This is a genomic window from Bhargavaea ullalensis (genome assembly GCF_042432615.1).
Lineage (GTDB): Bacteria > Bacillota > Bacilli > Bacillales_A > Planococcaceae > Bhargavaea > Bhargavaea ullalensis.
In genome coordinates this window covers 16,748-38,382 of record NZ_JBHLWY010000031.1, presented here as the reverse complement: position 1 = coordinate 38,382, position 21,635 = coordinate 16,748, and the positions used below count along the sequence as shown (strand labels likewise).

The 21,635-nt window shown below is 57.6% G+C and carries 17 protein-coding genes; 10 read left to right on the top strand and 7 right to left on the bottom strand.

Translation table 11 applies throughout. From position 1 onward, the window contains the following. Positions 1-176 precede the first annotated feature (176 nt). Together ACFFIY_RS07905 and ACFFIY_RS07900 are read right to left on the bottom strand one after the other, a co-directional pair. A complete protein-coding gene (locus ACFFIY_RS07905) occupies positions 177-1,928 on the bottom strand; it encodes a GMC family oxidoreductase (protein ID WP_354198393.1) in 1,752 nt (583 codons plus the stop codon). A gap of 17 nt (positions 1,929-1,945) precedes the next feature. Next, positions 1,946-2,797: a gluconate 2-dehydrogenase subunit 3 family protein gene (locus ACFFIY_RS07900; protein WP_354198395.1), complete on the bottom strand. Its 852-nt coding sequence runs from the start codon at positions 2,795-2,797 to the stop codon at positions 1,946-1,948. 264 nt (positions 2,798-3,061) lie between these two features. On the opposite strand from ACFFIY_RS07900, the gene ACFFIY_RS07895 reads away from it, so the two are divergent. Further along, positions 3,062-5,416: a DUF2339 domain-containing protein gene (locus tag ACFFIY_RS07895; RefSeq protein WP_354198397.1), complete on the top strand. Its 2,355-nt coding sequence runs from the start codon at positions 3,062-3,064 to the stop codon at positions 5,414-5,416. A 62-nt stretch (positions 5,417-5,478) separates the two neighbouring features. Then, positions 5,479-6,180, top strand: a complete 702-nt coding sequence (locus ACFFIY_RS07890) for an SDR family oxidoreductase (RefSeq protein ID WP_354198399.1) — start codon at positions 5,479-5,481, stop codon at positions 6,178-6,180. Positions 6,181-6,251: 71 nt separating this feature from the next. On the opposite strand, the gene ACFFIY_RS07885 is transcribed toward ACFFIY_RS07890, so the two are convergent. After that, entirely contained in the window at positions 6,252-7,679 is a 1,428-nt protein-coding gene (locus ACFFIY_RS07885) for a bifunctional metallophosphatase/5'-nucleotidase (RefSeq protein ID WP_354198401.1), read from the bottom strand. Between the two features lie 130 nt (positions 7,680-7,809). Between ACFFIY_RS07885 and ACFFIY_RS07880 the strand changes: the two genes are divergently transcribed. The 5 genes from ACFFIY_RS07880 (at position 7,810) to gltS (ending at position 13,408) form a co-directional block, all read left to right on the top strand. After that, complete coding sequence (locus ACFFIY_RS07880) at positions 7,810-8,328, top strand: hypothetical protein (RefSeq protein ID WP_354198403.1); 519 nt, start codon at positions 7,810-7,812, stop codon at positions 8,326-8,328. A gap of 34 nt (positions 8,329-8,362) precedes the next feature. Next, entirely contained in the window at positions 8,363-9,352 is a 990-nt protein-coding gene (locus tag ACFFIY_RS07875) for an MBL fold metallo-hydrolase (protein ID WP_354198405.1), read from the top strand. A gap of 220 nt (positions 9,353-9,572) precedes the next feature. Further along, positions 9,573-11,210 carry a catalase gene (locus ACFFIY_RS07870; protein ID WP_376837227.1) on the top strand — a complete coding sequence of 546 codons (1,638 nt, stop codon included), beginning with the start codon at positions 9,573-9,575 and terminating at the stop codon, positions 11,208-11,210. 100 nt (positions 11,211-11,310) lie between these two features. After that, positions 11,311-11,898: a methyltransferase domain-containing protein gene (locus ACFFIY_RS07865; RefSeq protein WP_354198409.1), complete on the top strand. Its 588-nt coding sequence runs from the start codon at positions 11,311-11,313 to the stop codon at positions 11,896-11,898. A 325-nt stretch (positions 11,899-12,223) separates the two neighbouring features. Next, positions 12,224-13,408: a sodium/glutamate symporter gene (gltS, locus tag ACFFIY_RS07860; protein ID WP_354198411.1), complete on the top strand. Its 1,185-nt coding sequence runs from the start codon at positions 12,224-12,226 to the stop codon at positions 13,406-13,408. Between the two features lie 178 nt (positions 13,409-13,586). On the opposite strand, the gene ACFFIY_RS07855 is transcribed toward gltS, so the two are convergent. Further along, complete coding sequence (locus ACFFIY_RS07855; protein ID WP_354198413.1) at positions 13,587-15,515, bottom strand: GTP-binding protein; 1,929 nt, start codon at positions 15,513-15,515, stop codon at positions 13,587-13,589. A 192-nt stretch (positions 15,516-15,707) separates the two neighbouring features. Between ACFFIY_RS07855 and ACFFIY_RS07850 the strand changes: the two genes are divergently transcribed. The 3 genes from ACFFIY_RS07850 (at position 15,708) to ACFFIY_RS07840 (ending at position 19,233) form a co-directional block, all read left to right on the top strand. Continuing rightward, the gene (locus ACFFIY_RS07850) at positions 15,708-16,406 is read left to right on the top strand and encodes an RluA family pseudouridine synthase (RefSeq protein WP_354198415.1); all 699 of its coding nucleotides are present in this window, start codon (positions 15,708-15,710) and stop codon (positions 16,404-16,406) included. Between the two features lie 117 nt (positions 16,407-16,523). Next, positions 16,524-17,717: an MFS transporter gene (locus tag ACFFIY_RS07845; protein WP_354198417.1), complete on the top strand. Its 1,194-nt coding sequence runs from the start codon at positions 16,524-16,526 to the stop codon at positions 17,715-17,717. Positions 17,718-17,961: 244 nt separating this feature from the next. Next, positions 17,962-19,233 carry a dicarboxylate/amino acid:cation symporter gene (locus ACFFIY_RS07840; RefSeq protein WP_354198419.1) on the top strand — a complete coding sequence of 424 codons (1,272 nt, stop codon included), beginning with the start codon at positions 17,962-17,964 and terminating at the stop codon, positions 19,231-19,233. Between the two features lie 102 nt (positions 19,234-19,335). Here the strand turns inward: ACFFIY_RS07840 and ACFFIY_RS07835 are convergent, their stop codons facing one another. From ACFFIY_RS07835 to ACFFIY_RS07825, 3 genes are read right to left on the bottom strand one after another with little or no spacing between them, the layout of a single operon-like run. Further along, positions 19,336-20,364, bottom strand: coding sequence for a TolB family protein (locus ACFFIY_RS07835; protein WP_376837226.1), 1,029 nt, complete (start codon positions 20,362-20,364; stop codon positions 19,336-19,338). A 12-nt stretch (positions 20,365-20,376) separates the two neighbouring features. Further along, the gene (locus tag ACFFIY_RS07830) at positions 20,377-21,243 is read right to left on the bottom strand and encodes a permease prefix domain 1-containing protein (protein WP_354198423.1); all 867 of its coding nucleotides are present in this window, start codon (positions 21,241-21,243) and stop codon (positions 20,377-20,379) included. Continuing rightward, positions 21,240-21,563 carry a PadR family transcriptional regulator gene (locus ACFFIY_RS07825; protein ID WP_354198425.1) on the bottom strand — a complete coding sequence of 108 codons (324 nt, stop codon included), beginning with the start codon at positions 21,561-21,563 and terminating at the stop codon, positions 21,240-21,242. Before ACFFIY_RS07825 ends, ACFFIY_RS07830 begins: the two co-directional genes overlap by 4 nt. Positions 21,564-21,635: the final 72 nt, after the last annotated feature.

The following is a 21,635-nucleotide window of genomic DNA, read 5'->3' as shown; positions in this document are numbered from 1 at the left end:
TACGCTTTTTCGGGCATGCAATGTTCCAGCAACGATTACTGGTGCAAAACCGGTCTGTCGGTCTGTGCTCCCGGAAGCCATCACATCCATAAAACACCCCAAGACTGACTTTCTTTCAAAACAAAAAGGAACAGGCCCCGGAAAGAGCCTGTTCCTTCGTTTTCATCTTATCCGGCTCATGCATTTGCCTGGGCAGTTTTCGCCTGGACGAGCATGCCGCCGTCTTTCAGGTACTTCACGACGCCTTCCGCCGCACGGTATCCGAGTGCGCCGATTGTCGGTGTCGGGTGGTGTCCGCCGAACTGAGGGAATGCGGAGCCGCCGACGACAAACAGGTTTTCCATATCCCACATTTGAAGATAGGAGTTGACGGCCGAGGTTCCCGGCTCCGGTCCCATCATGACGCCGCCGGTGTAGTGGCCGCCGTCGTAAATGTGGTCGAAGTCCTCGTCGTCGGAAACCGTGTCTTTGTCGATGATATCCGCACCCATTTTTTCTACGACTTCGGCACATTTTTCGATGCCGAACCGGGCGAGGTTGCGTTCCTGGTCGGTATACTTGTTCGTTACACGCAGAAGAGGATCACCGTAATCATCTTTATAGGTCGGGTCGAGGCTCAGGTAGTTGTGCCAGTAGGACATTACCGCCATCGTATACCAGACCACCAGATTCCGGTAAGCGTAATGAAGTGATTTTTCCTTGAATTCCGCTCCCCACTTTTTCGTGTCTTTTGGAACGTGGTTGAGTCCGACCGCTCCGTAGCCGTATTGGCGCAGCTCAATGCCGCCGCCATGGATAAAGTTCAGGTCCGTATGGTCGAATTCGTCTCCGTCATAGTCGCTGTACCCGGCGCCGAGTGCGCCTGCGCCTGCGTACAGATTGAACTTCTTGTCTTCCCAGAACCCTCTCGCTCCGCGGAATGTAATATTCCCTTGGATGGTGAAGTTTTTGCCGATGACCCCTTTGCGGGTTTTCGGATCATACGGCTCTCCGATTTCCGACAGAAGCAGGAGCCGGTTGTTCGAGAAGGTGAACGCCGCGAGGACGACAACGTCTGCAGGCTGTTCATATTCCGCGCCTGTCATCACATCAGTGTACATGACGCCCGTCGCCTTGCCGCCCTCATGGAGCACCCGGCGAACGAGTGCGTTTGTGCGGAATTCCGCCTTGCCGGTTTTCTGTGCGGTCGGGATGACCGTCGCAATCGGGTCGGATTTGGCGCTGAAGTCGCAGCCGTACATCGTGCAGTAGGAGCAGTACATGCATGGATTGAGTGTCTCGCCGTCCGGGTTCGTATAGGACTGCGACATGTTGCAGGCCGCCAGCTGATAAGGGTGATAGCCGAGGTCTTTGGCTGCTTTTTTGAAGAGCTTGAGGGCCGGGGTTTCTTTCAGCGGCGGGTTGGGCCAGTCATTGTCCCGGGGCGGGCCAAGCGGATCCAGTTCGCCGGAAACCCCTGCCGTCTTTTCCCATTTGTCATAGTAAGGCACCATTTCTTCATAGGTGATGCCCCAGTCCGCAATCGTGCTGTCTTTCGGGATTTTCCCTTCCCCGTAGCGTTCGATCGTCTTGGAACGGATTTCAAAGTCGTACGGCCGCCAGCGGTAAGTGGAGCCCGCCCAGTGGACGCTCCCGCCGCCGAGGTCATTGCCGACCATCATTTCGGTTTGTGTCCGTACCGGAAGCGCCACATCGTCAATATTCACCCTGGAGGTGATGGTCTCCGACGAGAGGGGCTGCATCATATCAAAGCGGTCCGTGTACCGAAGTTCGTCTTTGGAACCGATGAAGTCAGAGCGTTTCTGGTTTTTCCCCCGTTCCAATACCACAACGCTGTGTCCCGCCTTTGCAGCCTCTGCTGCCACGATGCCGCCGGCCCATCCGCTTCCGACGACCACGACATCGACTTTCTCCAATTTCCTAGCCATTCAGATTCCTCCAGTCATTAATGCCCCTGATATTCGGTGAGCCCCTTCGGTTCAAGGACAATGAATTCATCGGGTTCGATTTGATCCGCATAGCTGGCCCGCGGTCCAGGGTATTCCATCATTCTCCAGCCTTCCATGTTCCGGTTTCCGCCGTAAACAGGATCCGAGTAGCAGCCTTCGATCGTTGTCTGTGCAAGCAGATTGAAAAATGTCGAGGAAGAGACGCCGGGCATGTTGACTTCGTCATTCTCGAAATGTGTAAGGATCTCATCCTGCTGTTCAGGCTCGAGCTTCGCAAAGCCGGTGTCGAATTTTTCCCTGGCCGCTTCGTCGATTGCGCGTACCCCGACGACGAACATCTCTGCACGTGTCATGCGGGACTGGTAACGGGGCGTCGGCAGCGGATTGAGTGTATCTCCGCTCGGCCCCTGATCGGCACGGCCTTTATCCGTCTGGCTCAAGTCTTCATATTGGTTGGCTTCCGGAATGTTCAGGAACGGACCTTTCATATACTCACGTGCGTTGAGGCCCCATTCGCCTGCAAGCTGGCGGTCGATGAAATAAGGGACGCCCAGCTTGATGGCTCCGGGGCCGTTTTTGTCTTCCGGATAGATGCGCTCTGTTGCGGCTGCGAGGATTTGGAAGTCCTCTTCCCGGCTGAAGAAGATCCGGGCATCGGAAAGGTGATCGGCATTGCTTGTATCTCCGGCTGTGCCGCCCGAGCCTTTCTTGGAATCTTTCACCTCATACGTGATGAGGCTGCCGAGCAGTCCGCCGCCGACGAGCCCGCCTGCGAGCAGTCCGCTGCTTTTCAGAAACTGTCTGCGGTCCATGCCCTTGTTTTCGGGTGTTGGTTTTGAGTCAGCCATGTTACCTGCCTCCTTGTCAAAATGATTGCGATAATGATTGCGGTTCGACCGGGTCCCTATGTACTCGTGCCCTGAAGGCAAGCAAGGAAGCGGGGGAGGTCTATCAACAACTCTTTCCTAATATCCGCAGATTAAACATCATCAGTCCAGGTTTTTTCAGAAAATGAGCGTTTGGTCCGGGTGTTGCTTTGGCAAGGGGGATATAAGTATGATTAGAAGGAAGAGCATTGCGCAATTTCGGAAAAATCTCGGGGGAGGTGCATCGTGGACGACGAACTGAAAGAATTGCTCAGGCGGCTGGCAGGGGCGGAAGAAGAGATGCGGGCCATCCGGATTCGGCTGGAAGAGATGCAGGCCGAAGAAAAGGAGCAGCCGGAACCGGTGCGGCCGGCAAGTGAAGAAACGGCTTTGGAGAACCGCCGGGAAGAACAAGCGCCGGTGCCGCCGCAGTCCGGCGAACCGGATGTCCGGCGGGAAGAACCCGGACAAACAGACAGGCGGGGTAAAAAGCAGACGGCACCCGCGGCCTCCTTGTCGGATATGATGGCGAGCATCGGCTTCGCCCCGGAAAAGCCGTCCGGCGAAAAATCGCAGGCGGGGTCATCCGAAAGGCTGAAAATTTCCGGACAGCCGGAACGGCCGTCCGGCGGCGCGCAAGAGGTACCGGCGGGGGAAGCTCCGGTGTTCCAAAAGCCGCCGCGGGAAAACATGCCTGCGGGACGGCCGGAGGTTCCCGGACCGGAACCGTTTAATTTCGAGCGCCAGTTTGCCGTCTGGCTGCCGAGGGTGTTCATGTTCATCCTGCTGCTCGGCGTGCTCTGGGGGCTCAAAGTCAGCTTCGACATGGGGTGGATCACGCCCGGTGTCCGCATTGCGCTCGGGTATGCCGCATCCGTCCTGCTCGGCTGGCTCGGATTCCGGTCGATTCAAATAGGAAAGCGCGGATATGGACTGACTCTTTGGGGCGGGACGATCGCCCTCGGGATATTGACGACGTTTGCGGCCAACCAGCTGTACGGGTTCCTGCCGATCATGGCGGCGTTCATCATCGGGATCGGCTACGTGGCTGCGGGTCTTTATGCGTCTGTCCGGACACATTCCGAGACGCTCACCGTGTTCACGGCCGTCGCCGGATTCCTGCTCCCGTTCCTGCTGGAGGGCGAAGGGGCTTCCGCGCTCATGTTCTGCCTTTATGTGCTGGTGCTGTTCCTGGCACTGCTCGGCGTGTCTGTGCGCGGTCGGCACAAGGTGACGTTCTATGTGGTGTTCGCCTTGTCCCATCTCACTTTGTTCGTCTATCTGATGCTGGAAGGCGTGCTCGGCGGGCATGAGAACCTGGTGGCGGGAACTGCGTTGGTGCAGCATCTCGTGCTGCTGTTCTTTTATCTAAAGGGGAGCATCCCCCGGCAGACCTTCACGGAAGTCCTGCTGTATGTGAACTTTGCGGTCGGGATGGCCTGGATCGGCCTGCTGGAAGAGCCGCTCATGCAGGCCGCATACGGTGTGGGGGCAGTGCTCTACGCCGCGCTGGCCGTTTACTCGAAACTGCTGGAGGACCGGACGCTGCGGGATGTGCTTTCGGCGATGGCCGTCGCGGCTGCATCCGTCTTCATACTGAGCTTTTATCTGGATGAACCGGTCGCCAAGGTCATGATGCTGCTCGCTGCGGGAGCGGCGGGCATCTGGGTTGCCCTCCGGCTCGGAGCGGTCCGGACGCTTGTCGTATCGGGTTCAGTATACATGCTGAATGCGGCGCTCACGGCTGCCTTTGTCGGGTTCGGCTCCATCATTTCAATCGAGCATGCCGTCTGGCTTGTGTTGCTTGCAACGCTTGCGGTCATTTACATCGCCCTTTACAAGTATCCGCAGCCTTGGACAAAACGGGACGGCCTGGATGCCTCGCTCATTGCGGGGCAGGCGGCTGTCATGGTGTATCTGTTCAGGCTGTCGGGCGTTCTGCTTCTCGGACCAGGCACCATGACTTTCGGGTCGGTTGTTTCATTCGGTCCGGAATTGCATATCCGGCTCGGCATACTTGGTGCGGCGGCGCTCGGCAGTTTCCTGCTTCACAAGCATCCGCACGGCAAGTACGTCGCCGTCGCCGGAGCAATCGAGTTTGCGGTCCTCGGCATCCTCATCATGTTCGTGCCGATGAGCGGCTGGGCCGGCGGCAGCTACCCGGCCAGCCTGGTGATCGGACTCTTGTTTGCCGCCGGGTTCGCGTATCTCTCTGCATCGGCCGTGAAGGCCCGGGATGCGCTGCCGGTGCAGATTTCGGCATCGGGCTATGCCATCTTCCTGCTGGCGGTTTACTTCATTTATATGAACAAGTGGTTTTTCGCGGCGGCCCGGGAATACGGGTGGACCGGCGAAACGTCCCTGTTCATGCACACGTTCCTGCTTTTCCTGTTTGCGTTCGCATCGATCACGGCGGGCGGCAAGCGGCACTGGAAAGGGGTCCGGATTGCGGGCTTCATCCTGCTCGCGGTTTCGTTCCTCAAGCTGTTCTTGATCGACATGGCGGCCGTTTCTGTGATGATCAGAGCTGTTTTGTTCATCCTCGTCGGAGCGGCGGGACTCGTTTATTCCAGGACGCTGCAGAAACATGACGGGGACTGACTAAAAAGGGATAGGCAACTTATTGAAGTGGTATACACAATCATGAAGGGAGGCTGGTTGGAATGATGACACTGGAAGGCAAGACCGCGGTCGTGACGGGGGCGAGCAGCGGAATCGGAAAAGTGGTCGCTGCCCGGCTTGCAGCGGAAGGGGCGAATGTGATCCTGGCTGCGCGGAGCATCGAGAAACTGACGGAGCTGGAAGAGCAGATCAACGGAGCGGGCGGCGGGGAGGCGATTGCCGTGGCGACCGACATGACCGACCGCAAGAGCGTCGAGTCAATGGCGGCGAAGGCGAAGGAAGCGTACGGCGCGGTCGATATCATCGTCAACAACGCCGGCCAAATGCTGTCCGGCACGGTTCGCTCCGGCAAGACGGAGGAGTGGGAAAGCATGATCGACGTCAACATCAAAGGCGTCCTGTACGGCATCCATTCCGTTTTGCCCGGCATGATCGAGCGGGGGAGCGGCCATCTGATCAATATTGACTCGGTCTCCGGCCATGAAGTGACGAAGACGAGCACCGTCTACAGCGCAACGAAATTCGCGGTGCGCGCAATTTCCATGGGGCTCGAGAAGGAGCTTGCCCGCACCGGCGTCCGGGTGACGAACATTTCGCCGGGCATGGTCGACACACCGCTCATGGGATCCCGGAGCGTGGACCGGAAAATCCTTGATCCGGAGAACATCGCACAGGCAATCGTCTACGCGGTCACCCAGCCGGCGCATGTGAATGTGAACGAAATTACGATCCGGCCGGTCTGAGCTCCGGCCGGATCAAAAACAGCGGCATCCGGGCTGAATCGTCCGGGTGCCGCTGTTTGATTTGTTTGGATTCAGGCGCTGATGATCTGCTTTTCGGTGATGCCGGGAAATGGGCTGTTCGTCCTGAGGAATTCCCGGATGGCATCGACGGCATGGATGCCGGTCATCTGCTTGCGTTCCGAAAGAGAACCGAATGTCTGTCCGTCGCCGCCGGCAACCGTGTAGGTCTTATCCGGATCGATATCCTTCCCGCCGACCTGCAGTGTCTGGATGCGGCCACCGTCCGGATTGTACGGCTTATACGTCATCGAAATGCCGCTTGACCGAAGAATGTAGCCCCCCTGTTGGTTGAAGGGATCTGATGCGAACACAAACTGGAGGTTCTTTTCTAGCGCATCGGTCAGTTCCCGGCCGGTCATACAGACTTTGAACAGCTCGGGGTTCGGCGGAATGATTGTGTGCAGGTCGAACAGCGTGAGCGGACCGGGCGCAATTGGAGGCCCGTAGCGCCAGCCATTTGAAAAAGCGGCGTCCACTCCAAGCGAGGCCAAATAGCTGTCGGTGATCAGCTTGTCCATTGGTGTTTCCTCAAGCGCCATCCGGTGAAGCACCACACTGGTTTCCCCGACCACTTCGCATCGCTCTTTTTCGTAGGCTCCCAAAACCTTTTCGACAAGCGACCGGATCTCCGGGTCCTCTCCGAATGAATCATCGTTGTGGACCAGTTCATACCGGGCATCCCGGATTTCGCCTTCTTCCACGCGAAGATCCAGCCGGCCGACGAATGAAGCGCTGAATCCGGCCTGGACGATGTAGGTCCCGTTGATGACGTCCGGCACTTGGACACGGTCGTGGCTGTGGCCGGACAGGATGACGTCGATTCCGTCGACAAGCCCCGCCAGCTTGGCGTCAAGGGGCAAGCCCATATGACTGAGTACAATGATCAGGTCAGTGTTTCCCGAAAGTTCTCCGACGAGGCGGCGCACTTCTTCGACACCCGTTGTGAATGCGAGGCCTTCGGAGAATGACGACGGCATCGTCTTGTCTTCATGAGGGTAGGTTAGGCCAATGATGCCGACCTTCATCCCGTCGAGTTCGCGGATGAGATATTCCTTGAAATACGGTTCACCGGTGTTGCGGACGGTACAGTTACATGCCAGCATCGCCCCGGGCAATTGGGCTGCCATCTCGCTCAGACGCTCTTTTCCGTATGCATAGTCCCAGTTTCCCGGAACAATTGCGTCAATCGGCATTTTTTGGATTACGTCGAGCGCTGCTTGCCCTTTCGACTCCACGACGGGCAAGGTACCGTGGAACGTATCTCCGCCGTCGAAAAACAGAACACGATCATTTTCGGCTTTTACGTCTTTCACATATTGCAGAATCCTTGCCAAACCGCCCGTTTTTTTCAAGACAGGGCGCCCGGTTTCCCAAAACATCTCGTCATGCTCCCAAAGAACGCCGTGGGAGTCGTTTTGCTGGAGCAGGGTGATTTTCATGAAGTGCCCTCCCAATCAATGCTTTTTCTGCTTCTTTTCCCTCTGGCTCCCCGGTTAACCCGGAAGTTTGAGCGATCCTCTGAACTGATGTACGATACAATGAGAAAAACCGGGAAGGGAGGCGGGCTCGATGTACGACCCGACGATTTTCGACAATCTCAAAGTGGCGCTTGAAAACCGGATCTATGACCTGGATACGATCGAACGCCGAATCGACATTCTTGACCGGGCGGACATCATGGACTTCGCCGCGCTCAGCCGGGCGCTCACCGTCCGGTTTAAGCTCGCCGGGTCATCCGGAATCCCCGCTGAAGTGAGTCTCTTCGCGGACGGGAACGATCTTGCCGGAGAAATCCTGGAAACACCGGGCAGTGAGCCTGCCTGCACACTGACTGTCCGTTTTGAAACGGAAGTCCGGGAACCGGCGGAGGAGTGCCCGGAAATCGGACGGGTGCTGAACGGAATCTGGGAAGACGGCGTCAGGCTCACGCAGACGCTGAGCTGGACCTATCCCGCGGTGCCCGCTGTCATCACCAATAACATCGATGTCCGCTTTCTGACGAGGATCGGCGAAGAGAACATGGGCGAGCTGGACGGTTTTCTGGACTCTGTCCTGCACGCCATGGACAAGCTACGCAGTTTACGTTGAACGACAGCCAGAGCAGATAGAGGAAGTGAACAAGTTGGAACACAATCATACAATGACGGACAGGGCCGTCCATCCCGTCATCTGGGACACTGATTATGGAATGGTCGGTTCGATCAACTTTTATCTGCTGGATACCGGCGGCTCGCTCGTCCTGATTGATGCGGGGCTGGATTCCGATGAATGCCGGACACGGCTCCAGAGCGAGCTGAAGAATATCGGCGCAACGGTTGCCGACATCAGCCGGATTCTCCTGACCCACCACCATGAAGACCATGCCGGCCTCGTACCTTGGTTGCTTGAACAGCAGAATATCCCCGTCCATGCGCATCCGGACGCGGTCCCGAGGCTGAAGGCGGACCGGAAATTCCTTGAAATGCGCCTGGAATTCTTCCGCACGCTCTACCGGGAAATGGGGTGCGGAGACATGGGGGCAGCCCGCTTTGAAACACTTGAAGAAACCATCCGGGACGCGGACGAGCTTGCACTGCGAACAGAAATCCGGCCACTGGAAGAAGGCGATTCGATCTGCAGGCTCGACGTGATCGAGACGCCCGGGCACTCGCCCGACTGCATCAGTTTCGTCGACAAGCGAAACCGCTTCGTGTTTTCCGGGGATGTCATTCTCGACGGGGCTTCCGTGAATGCGCTCATCGACCCGGACCTGGACGGGAACCGGCTGCCGTCGGTGAGCCAACAACGGCAGTCGCTGAAGAAAATCAGCGGACTCGACACCGATGTGCTGCTGCCCGGCCACCGGAATGAAATCCGGAATCACCGGGAACTGGCCGCTGAGAAAATTGCCCGGATGGACAGGAAAGACGTCCGGATCCTGGACCTGATCCGAGGCGGCACCCATGTCCCGGCGGAGATTGCGCAAGCCTATTATGGCAAGAAGTATCATGCCGTTTTCCCGCTCATCATGTCAGAAATCATCGGTCATCTTGACTTTCTTGAATCGGAAGGCAAGATTTCAAAGACGATGACGCGGGGCATTTGGCACTACCGGGCGGAATCATCGGATTGAAAACAGGGAATACCACTGCGGCGGGAAGCTTTGGCTCCCGTCGCTTTTTTTGTCCGATGCAATCTTCGCATCATATCATTGGACAGTTGATTAGAATCATTCTAGAATAGGAGTTGACACCGAAAGAATCGGAACTGATTGTCCAATCGGAATTTTCCGGTAACAGGTGGCGGAGAATATCAAGATCGGGGAGGTTTTCATTTTGGCGGAAGATAAAAAGATGAATGCTTCAAACGAACAGGCTGAACGGGAAACGATCACGACGCGTCAGGGACACCCGGTAACCGACAACCAGAACATCAAAACACTCGGCAACCGTGGTCCGGCCATGATGGAGAACTACCACTTCATCGAGAAAATGTCCCACTTTGACCGGGAGGAAGTGCCGGAGCGGGTGGTCCACGCACGCGGCACCGGGGCGCTCGGCTACTTTGAAACGTACGGTAAAGTCGGGAACGAACCTCCGGAAAAGTACACCCGGGCGAAGGTGTTCCAGGGCAAAGGCAAGAAAACCCCGGTTCTCGTGCGCTTTTCGACGGTGGCCGGATCCAAGGACGTGCCGGAAACAGACCGTGACCCGCGTGGCTTCGCTGTGAAGTTTTACACGGAAGACGGCAACTGGGACCTCGTCGGAAACAACCTGAAAATCTTCTTCATCCGGGATGCGATGAAGTTTCCGGACATGATCCACGCGTTCAAAGCCGACCCGGCGTCGAATGTTCCGGACCCGCGGCGCATGTTCGACTTTGTGTCGCGCTCTCCCGAAGCCACCCATATGATCACTTTCCTGTTCTCGCCATGGGGACGGCCTGCCACTTACCGCCACATGCAGGGATCGGGCGTGAACACGTACAAATGGATCAACGACAAAGGCGAGGCATTCCTCGTCAAGTACCACTGGGAGCCGAAGCAGGGCATCCGGAACCTGACGACAAAGGAAGCCCAGGAGATCCAGGCGAAGAACCATTCGCACGCCACTCAGGATCTCTATGAAGCGATCGAGCGCGGCGACTATCCGGAATGGGAGCTCTACGTCCAGCTCATGGAAGACGGCGACCACCCGGAACTCGACTTCGATCCGCTTGACGATACGAAGCTCTGGCCGGAAGACAAGTTCCCTTGGCTGCCGGTCGGCAAGATGGTCCTGAACGAGAATCCGACCGACTTCCACACGCAGATCGAGCAGGCGGCGTTCGGTACGGGCGTCCTCGTCGACGGGATGGACTTCTCGGATGATAAGATGCTGCAGGGCCGGACGTTCTCTTATTCGGACACGCAGCGCTACCGCATCGGCGCGAACTATCTTCAGCTGCCGACGAACGCCCCGAAGGCAAAGGTCCGCACGAACCAGGCCCGTGGCATGATGAGCATGCGCACGCCCGAGGAAGCCGGCGGCAATCCGCACATCAACTACGAGCCGTCGATGGTCGGCGGCTTGCGGGAAGCAAGCAAAGAAGACCGTCCTCAATATCGTCCTCACTATGATGCGGCAGATGTCATGAGCCAGCCGATCGACCGGACGAACAACTACGGCCAGGCCGGCGAAACTTACCGGGCATTCGAGGAATGGGAGCGCGAGGAGCTCATCTCGAACTTGTCGGATGTGCTTGCGATCTGCGACCCGCGCATCCAGGAAGCGATGGTCCAGCATTTCACGAAGGCGGATGAAGACTACGGCCGCCGAGTGAAGGAAGGCATTGATGCAAAGATGAAAGAGCTGGAAGCGCAAGGTGCCGATGAGCGTCTGCCCGGACAGGAAGCGGGCGTCAAGTCGAAATATGGTGAGGGTGGTACGACCGCCCAGAACGAAGCGGTCGATGAAGCTGTCCAAAAAGGACATGAAGCCGACCCGTATTGATGGCATTTGAGCGTTGAACGGAATAAAGTCAGGCGGGGGAAACCAATTGTTTCCTCCGCTTTTTTGATTGCGCACCCACGGAAAGGGGAATAGACAGGAGATGTCCGTATTCAGCCGAACGTATGATCAATTGATGAGTCCGCTTGAAGCCGTCAGCTTCCGGAAAGTGAGAAGGGAAATCGCGCAGGATGCAACAGGTAGGGTGCTGGAAATCGGCGCCGGAACGGGGCTTAACTTTCCGTTCTACGCGAAGGCGAAGTCGGTGGACGCCGTTGAACCTGACCCGGAGATGGGCAGGCAGTCCTTTGCGCGGATCCGGGAAGCCTCGGTGCCGATCCGGCTGTTTGCAGCAGGAGCGGAGGCACTCCCGTTTCCGGACGGGCGGTTTGACACGGTGATTGCCACGCTCGTCTTCTGCACGATCCCGGAACCGGAGCGGGCACTGCGGGAAATCCGCCGAGTGGCCAAGCCGGGTGCCCGGTTTGTTTTGTTTGAGCATGTCCGCATGCCGTCACGTCCGCTGGCAGCCCTTCAGAAAAAACTGACGCCCGCCTGGTCAAAGATTGCCGACGGGTGCCGGCTTGACCGTGACACGGCACAGCTCGTCCGGGAAGCAGGCATCTCCGTCAGGCGTCTCGACTCATTTGCAGGCGGCCTGTTTATCAGGATGGAATGCATCATTCCCTGATCCGGGCGGCCGCCCGCACAAAGGAAACTTGAAAACAGAGCCTTCCGACCCAGCGTTCCGGGAGGCTTTTCCTATTTGGGGAAAATACCGGAATCAAACAATAATATGATTGACTATTTCTTCTTTACTAAAAAGACAGGCTTTGTCACTTTCTATTGATTTCCCTGTTTTCCTTGCTGTATGATTATCAATCAGTGCAAGTATGACTGAATGATTCATCCCATATAATTTGTGAATCCGGTTACACGAAAAGAAGAAAGCGATTCCATCGAGTTCGGGGAACTGCCGTTTCTCATGTGCCGGTACTTCTGAAAGGTGGAGCCCTATGATCGAAATCAATCAAATCACCACATTGTTCCTGGCGGTCGCCCTTTATCTCCTTGGCACGGCGCTCGTCAGCCGGATCGGCATCCTTGACCGTTTCTTGATCCCCGCGCCGGTAGTGGGCGGCCTGATCTTCGCCATCATCGCCCTCGTGCTCCAAACGTCGGGCATTGTGGAAATTTCACTCGACACCTCTCTGCAGTCGCTGTTCATGATCGCCTTCTTTACGACGGTCGGCCTGGGGGCCAGCCTGAAGCTGATCAAGCTCGGCGGCAAGCTGCTGATCATTTATTTGCTGCTGTGCGGTGTGACGATCTTCATGCAGAATGTCATCGGTGTCTCGCTTGCAAAGCTGTTCGGCATCGAACCGCTCCTCGGAGTCATGAGCGGCGCGGTTTCCATGAGCGGCGGCCACGGCGGCGCGGCCGCCTACGGCCAGACGATTGAAGAACTCGGCATCAACTCCGCAGTGACGATCGGCATGGCGGCTGCCACGCTCGGCCTGATCTGCGGCAGCCTGTCCGGCGGTCCGATCGCCCGCCACCTCATCAAAAAGCATGACCTGAAACCGGCAGAGGGCCAGGTGGAAGAGTACGTCGAACAAGACGAAAAACCGATCCACGAGCATTCGTTCATGGTCCAGATCGCGATGATCACGCTGTCGATGGCAGGCGGCACGTTCCTCGGTGACTTGTTCACGGAAGCGACCGGATTTGTCCTGCCTGCATACATAGGAGCGATGTTCGTTGCCGTCATCGTGCGAAACGTCATGGACCGCATGCTGCCGGGAACGATCAACATGAAGGAGATCAACCTGATCGGCGACGTCTCCCTCGGAATCTTCCTGTCGATGGCACTCATGAGCATCAAGCTCTGGGAACTCGCCGGACTGGCGCTTCCGCTCGTCGGCATCATCGCCATCCAGGTCGTCTTCATCGTCCTGTTCGCCGTGTTTGTCATGTTCCGCATGCTCGGCAAAGATTATGACGCGGCCGTCATGATCTCCGGCTTCCTCGGCCACGGTCTCGGCGCCACGCCGAACGCCATGGCGAACATGGGCGCGACGGTCAATAAATATGGCCCGTCCCGCACCGCGTTCCTCGTCGTCCCGATTGTCGGCGCGTTCCTCATGGACGTCGTGTTCAGCGCCCCGATCATCATCACGACGATCAACCTGCTTAAATAAATTCGAGAAGCTGCCTGATCGCGAAAGGACCGTCCCCAATGGAGGACGGTCCTTTTTTCGTTGCCCGGTAAAGGATAAAGATAACGCTTCGCCGGATAAAGATAACGGTTGGGCAGATAAAGATAACGTTCCGCCGGATAAAGATAACGTTCCGACAAAACCCACTTTTAAGAAGCGTTTATTTCAATAAATGCATTGCATCTTCCGCTTCATCCCACGGCACGGCGTAGCCTTTGCCTTTGGCGCAGAAAATCGAGGAGGAGGAGTATTCCGGATCGGCATCTTTGTCGTAAGCAATCCGTCCGATCACTTCCTGCGCATTATGGCAAGGTTCATCGCCGCCGGGCCGGAGGGAGAGCATGCCTTTCCCGTTTGTGAACGAGGCGAAGGTCGCCGGATAGTCCATGAACGTGGCGACCGGAACACGGCCGGTGATGAGCGTGGACGCGCCGTCGGTTTCCGGCGGGTCAAACCGTCCGTGTGCCTGCTGAAGGTCAGACAGGACCCGGCCCATCAGTTCGGAAGACACTTTCACTTTCACCTCATACACCGGCTCGAGCAGCACATTGTCCGCCTTTTCCAGTCCCTGGCGCAAGGCACGGAGTGAGGCTTCCCGGAAGTCTCCGCCGGATGTATGCTCATTGTGCGCGCGTCCCGTCAGCAAAGTGATCGCCAGGTCGGTGAGCGGCGCGCCTGCCAGGATGCCCCGGTGCGGTTTTTCGGTGAGCGCCTGTCCGACAAGGTGCTGATAGCCGGGAGCCAGGTCATTTGGATGGCATTCGCTTTTGAATGATATGCCGCTCCCGCTTCTGCCGGGCTCGATCCGAAGATGCACTTCCGAATAGTGGCGGAGCGGCTCGAAATGTCCATATCCGGTTACAGCCGAGCGGATCGTTTCCTTATAAAGGATCGACGGCTCGCTGAAGGAAATCTCCGCGCCGAACCGCTCCTTCACGACTTCCCGGAGCACGTCGAGCTGGATTTTGCCCATCACCCGAACCCGGATCTCCCGGGACGGTTCATCCCAAAGGACGGATAGTGAAGGATCCTCGGCGTCAAGCTTGCGGAAGTGGCCGAGCATGTCCGCCGCCGGAATGGCAGGGTCAAACCGGACGGAAGCGGAAAGGGACGGGACCAGGTCAAAGCCGATCGGGGGACCGTCCGCACCGATCAGCCCGCCGGCACGTGCATCCGTGAGACCGGTCACCGCGATGAGCTCTCCCGCAGCGGCTGATTCCTGCACGGTGAATTTGTGGCCGCTGTACCGGCGGATCTGAGTGATCTTTTCGGGGTCTACGTGAAGATGGAGCTCATCCCTCACGGCAAGCCGGCCGGACAAAATCTTGAGGAACGTCACCCGCTGTCCGCCCGAGTCGTGCCGGATTTTATAGACGCGCGCGGAGAACGGGGCGTTGTGATCCCAGTCCGCCGAGGTCAGCCGGTCCAGCCAGCCGAGGAAATCCGTGACGCCGTCATCCTTCAGTGCGGAACCGCTCAGTGCCGGGAAAATCCTGCGTTCTGCGGTCATCTTTTTCATGGCCCGGAGCCACACGGTCTCGTCGTACCGGTCTTCCACGAACCGCTCCAGCAGGTCCTCGTCACGCTCGGCGATCCACTCGGCAAGTTCCGGCGTCAGCCCTCCGTCAAGCAAAAACACATCCTCGCTCAGGGAACTCCGGATTTCTTCAAGAGCCGCCTGCGGATCGGCTCCTTCCCGGTCGGTTTTGTTGATGAAGAGGAAGGCGGGGACGTTGTGGGCGGCAAGCAGCTCCCAGACCGTTTCGGTATGGCCTTCCACGCCGTCGGCCGCGCTCACGAGAACGACCGCCGCATCCATGACGCCGATCGCCCGCTCCATCTCCGGCGAGAAGTCGACGTGCCCGGGCGTGTCGATCAGCGTATAGTCCGTCCCGTTGAATTGAAAGGCCGCCTGGTCCGCAAACACGGTGATCCCGCGTGCTTTCTCGATGTCATGCCCATCGAGAAACGCATCCTGATGGTCAACGCGTCCGCGTTTGCGGATCGCCTCTGTGTGATAAAGCAGCTGTTCGGAAAACGTCGTCTTGCCCGCATCCACATGGGCCAGGACGCCGATCGTTTGATGCATGGGAATCACTTCTTCCTTTAATCTTTTTCCAGTATAGCAGACCCGTGGATGCTGTGTTTCAAGGCCGAAAGCAAGCGGCATCCGACTCAACCCCCGCTTCGTCCGTCTCACTAAACTTTTGTTTTAAGGATGGCTTTTTCCGCAAGAATAAGAGAAGATGGGCTGGAAATCACCCGAAGGAGATAGAAGCACATGGAAATTCCAGTCATCTATGAAGACAATCATATTCTTGTCGTCGAGAAGCCGGTGAATGTGCCGGTGCAGGAAGACCGGTCAGGGGATGCAGATCTTTTGACGTTGCTAAAGCAGTATCTGAAAGTGCGGGACAACAAGCCCGGAAACGTCTATCTCGGACTTGTCCACCGGCTGGACAGGCCGGTCGGGGGTGTCATGGTGTTCGCCAAAACATCCAAGGCTGCGTCCCGCCTGTCGGACTCGTTCCGCCGCCATGACGTGGAGCGGGAGTATGTGGCGGCCGTCCGGGGAGGAATGAAGGACCGGTCGGGCAGGCTGGAGCATCACTTGGCAAAGGACCGCAGGGAGAACCGGGTGTCGGTCGTCGGGACCGGCCATCCGGACGGGAAAAAAGCGGTTCTTCATTACCGGACAATCAGCAGGTCGGGGGGCCTCAGCCTGTTGTCGGTCCGCCTGCACACCGGAAGGCCCCACCAGATCCGGGTGCAGCTGTCGGCATCCGGCTGTCCGCTGTACGGCGACCAGAAATACGGCGCGGCCGTGAACCGGCCGGGACAGCAACTCGCTCTCTGGGCGCGCACGCTGTCTTTTGTACACCCGGTGAAAAAGGAAGAGATGCGCTTTGAATCTCTGCCTCCGCCGAAAAAGCCGTGGAGCCACTGGCCGCTCTGGGAGAAAACCTCCGCCCTTAGGTAAAAGAATGAACGCCGGGAGGGCTGTAATCTGTCTTCTCCGGTTTGCACGCCTATTACTGGCGGAGCGGGCGAGCCCCTTGTATCATAGAAGGAATCGGATCAAAGGGGAACGCAGTGTATGAAGAAAAAACTGAACGTCACGCTCGTGACATTGCTCGTCAATTTATTTATCGCTTTTATGGGCATCGGCCTCGTCATTCCCGTGCTGCCGGCCATCATGAATGAACTCGGCATGTCTGGGAAGGCGGCAGGGAACCTGGTCGCCGCGTTTGCGATCACTCAGCTGATCGCTTCTCCGCTGGCCGGCCGCATGGTCGACCGTCTCGGACGAAAGCCGATGATCGTCATGGGTCTGTTTTTATTCAGCGCATCGGAATTGCTGTTCGGACTCGGACAGGAGGTCTGGGTGCTGTTTGCTTCCCGGCTTGTCGGCGGCGTCAGTGCGGCGTTCATCATGCCGGCGGTGACGGCATTCATCGCGGACATCACGACGATGGAGGAACGTCCAAAAGCGCTCGGCTTCATGTCCGCGGCCATCTCCACCGGATTTATCATCGGACCTGGAATCGGGGGATTCCTCGCAGAGATCGGCCCGCGGGTTCCGTTTTTCGCCGCGGCCGTGCTGGCTTTCGTGGCGGCGATGTTTTCGCTGCTCGCCCTAAGGGAACCGGAGCGCCAGGAAATGCAGGAAGGGGCGATGGAAGTATCGGGCTTCAAGCGGATTTTTGCGCCGGTCTACTTTATCGCCTTCCTCATCATCTTCATCCTGTCGTTCGGTCTGGCATCGTTTGAGTCGCTGTTCGCCCTGTTCGTCGACCATAAGTTTGGCTTCACACCGAAAGACATCGCCATCATGGTGACGGGCGGGGGCATCATCGGTGCGGTCGCCCAGGTGTGGCTGTTCGACCGGCTCGACAAATGGCTCGGCGAAATCCGGCTTATCCGGTGGTGCCTCATCGTGTCCGCAGTGCTCGTGTTCTGCGTCACGCTCGTGTCGTCGTATGTGCTCATCCTGCTCGTGACGATGACCGTATTCGTCGGCTTTGACCTGGTACGTCCGGCCGTCACCACTTATCTGTCAAAAGTGGCGGGGAACGAGCAGGGCTTTGCCGGGGGGATGAACTCGATGTTCACGAGTCTCGGCAACGTGTTCGGCCCGATCATCGGAGGCCTGCTGTTCGACATCAAGCTCGATTTTCCTTTTTACTTTGCGACGATCGTTCTGTTCGGCGGCGTGGTGCTGTCCTTCTTCTGGAAAAAGCCGAAGCTTGATGCACTGCCGCCCGCGCCGACAGATACTATTACCAAATAATTAAATCACCGGAATTCCGGAACTATTCACCGGCGGCATGGCCGGCATGAGAGGAACAGGGCTTAAGGACCTGTGCTTCAAAGGCCAATCATGCCGCCTGTTATCTTTTAATGCGGGCATAACGGCCCATTCGGGAAAAAAATGATTGACCCTAAATACAAAGAACGTTAATATTATTTTAAGAAAGCGTTTACATTCAGAAAGATCCATCAACCAGATACCGCATCCAGAATGGGGGAATTGTATGAAGCTCGCAAGAAACATCATCATCGCGCTGGCCGCCGGAGTCGTGGTCGGCCTGGTCTTAAACTTGTTTGCACCGGGTGTATTCGGGAAAGCGGATGTGTTCCTGTTTCAGCCGCTCGGCACCATCTTCCTGAATCTCATGAAAATGCTCGTTATTCCGGTCGTGTTCATTTCAATCGCCCTCGGCACCGTCGGGCTCGGCGATCCGAAAAAACTCGGACGCATCGGCATCAAGACGATCGCCTATTTCCTTACGACGACGGCAATCGCCATCGTGCTTGCCCTGTCGCTCGCACTCATCTTCAAGCCGGGCGCAGCGGGCGACTTCGGCACCCATGATGCGACCTATGAGCCGGCAGAAGCGCCGCCGATTTCCGACACGCTCCTCGGCATCATCCCGACCAATCCGATCCAGGCGATGGCGGAAGGCAATATGCTGCAGATCATCTTCTTTGCGGCGCTTGTCGGCTTCGGTCTCGCGATGCTCGGCAAAAAGACCGAGAAAGTGACCGAACTGCTTGAGCAAGGCAATGAACTGGTCATGTTTCTCATCACGTTCGTTATGAAGTTCGCTCCGTACGGCGCGTTCGGACTCATCGCTTCCGCCATCGGAAGCCAGGGATACGATGCGCTCAAGGCGATGGGCCTGTACATGGCCGTCGTGCTCGGCGCGTTGCTCATCCACTCGGTCGTGACCTACGGCGGAACGGTTGCCTTCCTCGCCAAGCGGAATCCGGTCTGGTTCTTCAAGAACTTCATCCCGCCGCAAGTCGTCGCGTTCAGCACCGCAAGTTCTGCCGCAACACTTCCGCTGTCGATGAAAACGGCGCAGGAAAAGCTGAAAGTGCCGGAATCGATCAGCTCGTTCGTCCAGTCACTCGGTGCGACGATCAACATGGACGGCACGGCAATCATGCAGGGGGTGGCCGTCGCGTTTATCGCACAGGCGTACGGCATCGATCTTACGACGGGCCAGCTTATTACAGTCGTCCTGACTGCCGTGCTTGCGAGCATCGGAACGGCCGCCGTGCCGGGCGCGGGCCTGATCATGCTCGCGATGGTGCTCACGTCGGTCGGCCTGCCGGTTGAAGGAATCGCGCTCGTCCTCGGTGTCGACCGCCTGCTCGATATGGTCCGGACATCGGTCAACATCACCGGCGACGCGGCATGCGCCATGATGATCGCCCAGTCCGAAGGGGTGCTCGGCGATCCGCAATCTGAAGAAGCGGCCCTTCCCGAAAAGAGCCGCAACCTGGAAGAGACTTATTGAACGGAAACGGACTTACCATTCTCACTGAATGAAACCGAATCAAACGGCCGGCCCTTTTAAACAGGGCCGGCCGTTTTGCCGCTCAGCAGACAGTTAGAGAGGTCAGAGAGCGGGCAGCACTTGTTCAGCCGCCCCCCCTTCCAGTGGCATCCGGTACAGGAAGTAATCCGGCCTGCCGCCGCCGAAGTTCCGGTCCTCGATGAACCAGAGCGTCTGTCCATCGGCGCTTATAACCGGCTTGCCGGCGTACGTCCGGGTCCGTGTAAGCTGCTTGTCTTTCCCGCCGGTTGGTTCATGGATGAACAGTTCGTATTCGAACAATCCGCTGTTGGACGTTTTCGCGACGGTCTGATAAATGACTCTACCATCCGGGAGAACGAGGAAATCATAGACGTCCTGCGGGAATCCGGTTCCGGCTTTTTCCGCTTCGCCGGCTGTTTTCGGCGCTCGGTAAATTTGCTGGGTGGCTTCAAATGTTTCTTCGGCAAATTCGGCTTCATCTTCTCCAAACATCGTGAAGAAAACGGAATCCGAACCTTCCGGGATGTTGATCGAGCGCATGTCGTACGCTTTCAGTTCGGTCAGCGCCCGGGTGGAGCGGTCGGACAGCTCCAGTTCGTGCACGTCAAAATCGTGCGGGTGTGCAGCGGCGACCGGCGAGTAATTCTCAAATACGCCCGCCCGGAGGAAGTAAATCCGGCCGGGATCATCAAGGCTGAAGGCAAGCTCTGTGATGAGCCCTCCGTCCTGGTAGACTCCCGTATCGCTCCCGCTTTTCAAGTCGATCTTCCGGACGGTGCTTTTCAAGCCGGTTGTCCGGTCTTTCGGGTTCACAGCAAAAAACAATGCACTTCCGTCGGGGGAGAAGGAGAGGTCGGCGATCCGGCTGTCCGATTCCGTGCCGGCAAGCGGTCCGCGTGTCTGTCCCTCCCTGTTCAGAAGGTAAATCCCCGCACTGCCCTCCGTGTAGGAAACATAGGCGACCGTCCCGTCGGCGGAGACGTCATAGACCTCCGACAGGCCCTCCTCCCGCTCGTCTTCCGGCTTCTGGAGGACAAACCCGGCGGCAGCGGAGGCGGCCGTCGCCAACCCGATCAGCAGCAGAACAATCAAAAGCGGTCTCTTCATCATGATTCATTCCCTTCAGGGGATCCGGAAAAACAGCAGCAGTCCGGTGATGATGACGGCGACTTGGATTCCGGTGATCCCGTAGGCGATTTTAATGCGCCCTCTGTTCAGGAGCATTGCCTGGGCCAGATAAGTGAATCCCCAAAAGGCAGCGGGGATGAAGGCGAACATCCAGACCCTGTCGGTGCCGTCCGAGAAGGCGAGGGCTGCCCAAAAGAAAAACAGGGAAACGGCGAGCGAGAAGATGCCGGTCGTCACATTGGCGGCGTTGATCGCAATCTCATGCTTTTCATTCTTTGACCGGCTGGTCCTGTAATCGTAGGCGGTCGTGCGGTAGATCAGGGCAAGCGAAAGCAGGATAAGCAGCCAGCCCGCGACACCGAGCGCGCCGCCCGCAGAGCCGGCCATATCTGCGGTCAACAGGGTTCCGGCCAGCAGCACGCCGATCTGAAAGATGAACAGACTGTTGAGGGCAAGCCGCCGGTTGAGAGCCGCCGGGGGATCCAGGGCGAATGCCAGGAGCACCGAACCAACGAAGGATGACAGCACCAGCCAGGCGGTGAGGGCATGCCAAGACGTCAGCAGCACCGCATAAAATCCGGCGAAACCGAACAGCAGGGAACCGGCGGCAAGCGTGAGGATCATGCCGCGACGGTAGGGATAAAGGGCCTCCTGGATCTGCCGTCCGATCTGCCGTCCGTCGCCGAAGCGTTTCATGGCGATTGATTCGGCCACTACTTCCGGATGCCCTTCTTCCTGCAACTGCCGGAAAGTCTCCTCCAGGTGCCCGGCCAGTTCTTCCGTCAGATCCTGCCGCTCCTCGCGGGTACCGTCTGTCCGCCGGGCGATGGTCCGGGCGAAACGGATGAATACGGGCCTCATTGCAGGCCCTCCGCCGTTTTTCGGATGAGGGAATCCACCTGATTCCAGCTCTCCATCTTTTCATTCACGGCTTCGCCGCCTTTGTCGGTGAGCCGGTAGTATTTCCTCCGCTGACCACTTCCGTCGACCCAGTAGGACTCCACCCAGTTTTTCCGTTCGATCCGCTTGAGTGCTGCATACAGGGTGCCTTCGCTCATCTCGTAGGCACCGCCGCTCAGTTCATGGACGAGCTGGACAATTTCATAGCCGTAAAGGTCTTCGCGCCGGAGCAGAGACAGGAGAATCAGGTCGATGCTGCCTTTCAGCATTTCTTTTTCCAACGGGGATCGCTCCTTTGAGTGAATTTTATATACATTGTATCGCAAGGTACATTGCAGCGCAAGGTATATGCA

Excerpts from the sequence above, each read along its gene's own strand:
- ACFFIY_RS07905 (WP_354198393.1), bottom strand. The coding sequence starts at position 1,928 with ATGGCTAGGAAATTGGAGAAAGTCGATGTCGTGGTCGTCGGAAGCGGA.
- ACFFIY_RS07900 (WP_354198395.1), bottom strand. The coding sequence starts at position 2,797 with ATGGCTGACTCAAAACCAACACCCGAAAACAAGGGCATGGACCGCAGA.
- ACFFIY_RS07890 (WP_354198399.1), top strand. The coding sequence starts at position 5,479 with ATGATGACACTGGAAGGCAAGACCGCGGTCGTGACGGGGGCGAGCAGC.
- ACFFIY_RS07885 (WP_354198401.1), bottom strand. The coding sequence starts at position 7,679 with ATGAAAATCACCCTGCTCCAGCAAAACGACTCCCACGGCGTTCTTTGG.
- ACFFIY_RS07880 (WP_354198403.1), top strand. The coding sequence starts at position 7,810 with ATGTACGACCCGACGATTTTCGACAATCTCAAAGTGGCGCTTGAAAAC.
- ACFFIY_RS07870 (WP_376837227.1), top strand. The coding sequence starts at position 9,573 with ATGAATGCTTCAAACGAACAGGCTGAACGGGAAACGATCACGACGCGT.
- ACFFIY_RS07865 (WP_354198409.1), top strand. The coding sequence starts at position 11,311 with ATGTCCGTATTCAGCCGAACGTATGATCAATTGATGAGTCCGCTTGAA.
- gltS (WP_354198411.1), top strand. The coding sequence starts at position 12,224 with ATGATCGAAATCAATCAAATCACCACATTGTTCCTGGCGGTCGCCCTT.
- ACFFIY_RS07855 (WP_354198413.1), bottom strand. The coding sequence starts at position 15,515 with ATGCATCAAACGATCGGCGTCCTGGCCCATGTGGATGCGGGCAAGACG.
- ACFFIY_RS07850 (WP_354198415.1), top strand. The coding sequence starts at position 15,708 with ATGGAAATTCCAGTCATCTATGAAGACAATCATATTCTTGTCGTCGAG.
- ACFFIY_RS07845 (WP_354198417.1), top strand. The coding sequence starts at position 16,524 with ATGAAGAAAAAACTGAACGTCACGCTCGTGACATTGCTCGTCAATTTA.
- ACFFIY_RS07840 (WP_354198419.1), top strand. The coding sequence starts at position 17,962 with ATGAAGCTCGCAAGAAACATCATCATCGCGCTGGCCGCCGGAGTCGTG.
- ACFFIY_RS07835 (WP_376837226.1), bottom strand. The coding sequence starts at position 20,364 with ATGATGAAGAGACCGCTTTTGATTGTTCTGCTGCTGATCGGGTTGGCG.
- ACFFIY_RS07830 (WP_354198423.1), bottom strand. The coding sequence starts at position 21,243 with ATGAGGCCCGTATTCATCCGTTTCGCCCGGACCATCGCCCGGCGGACA.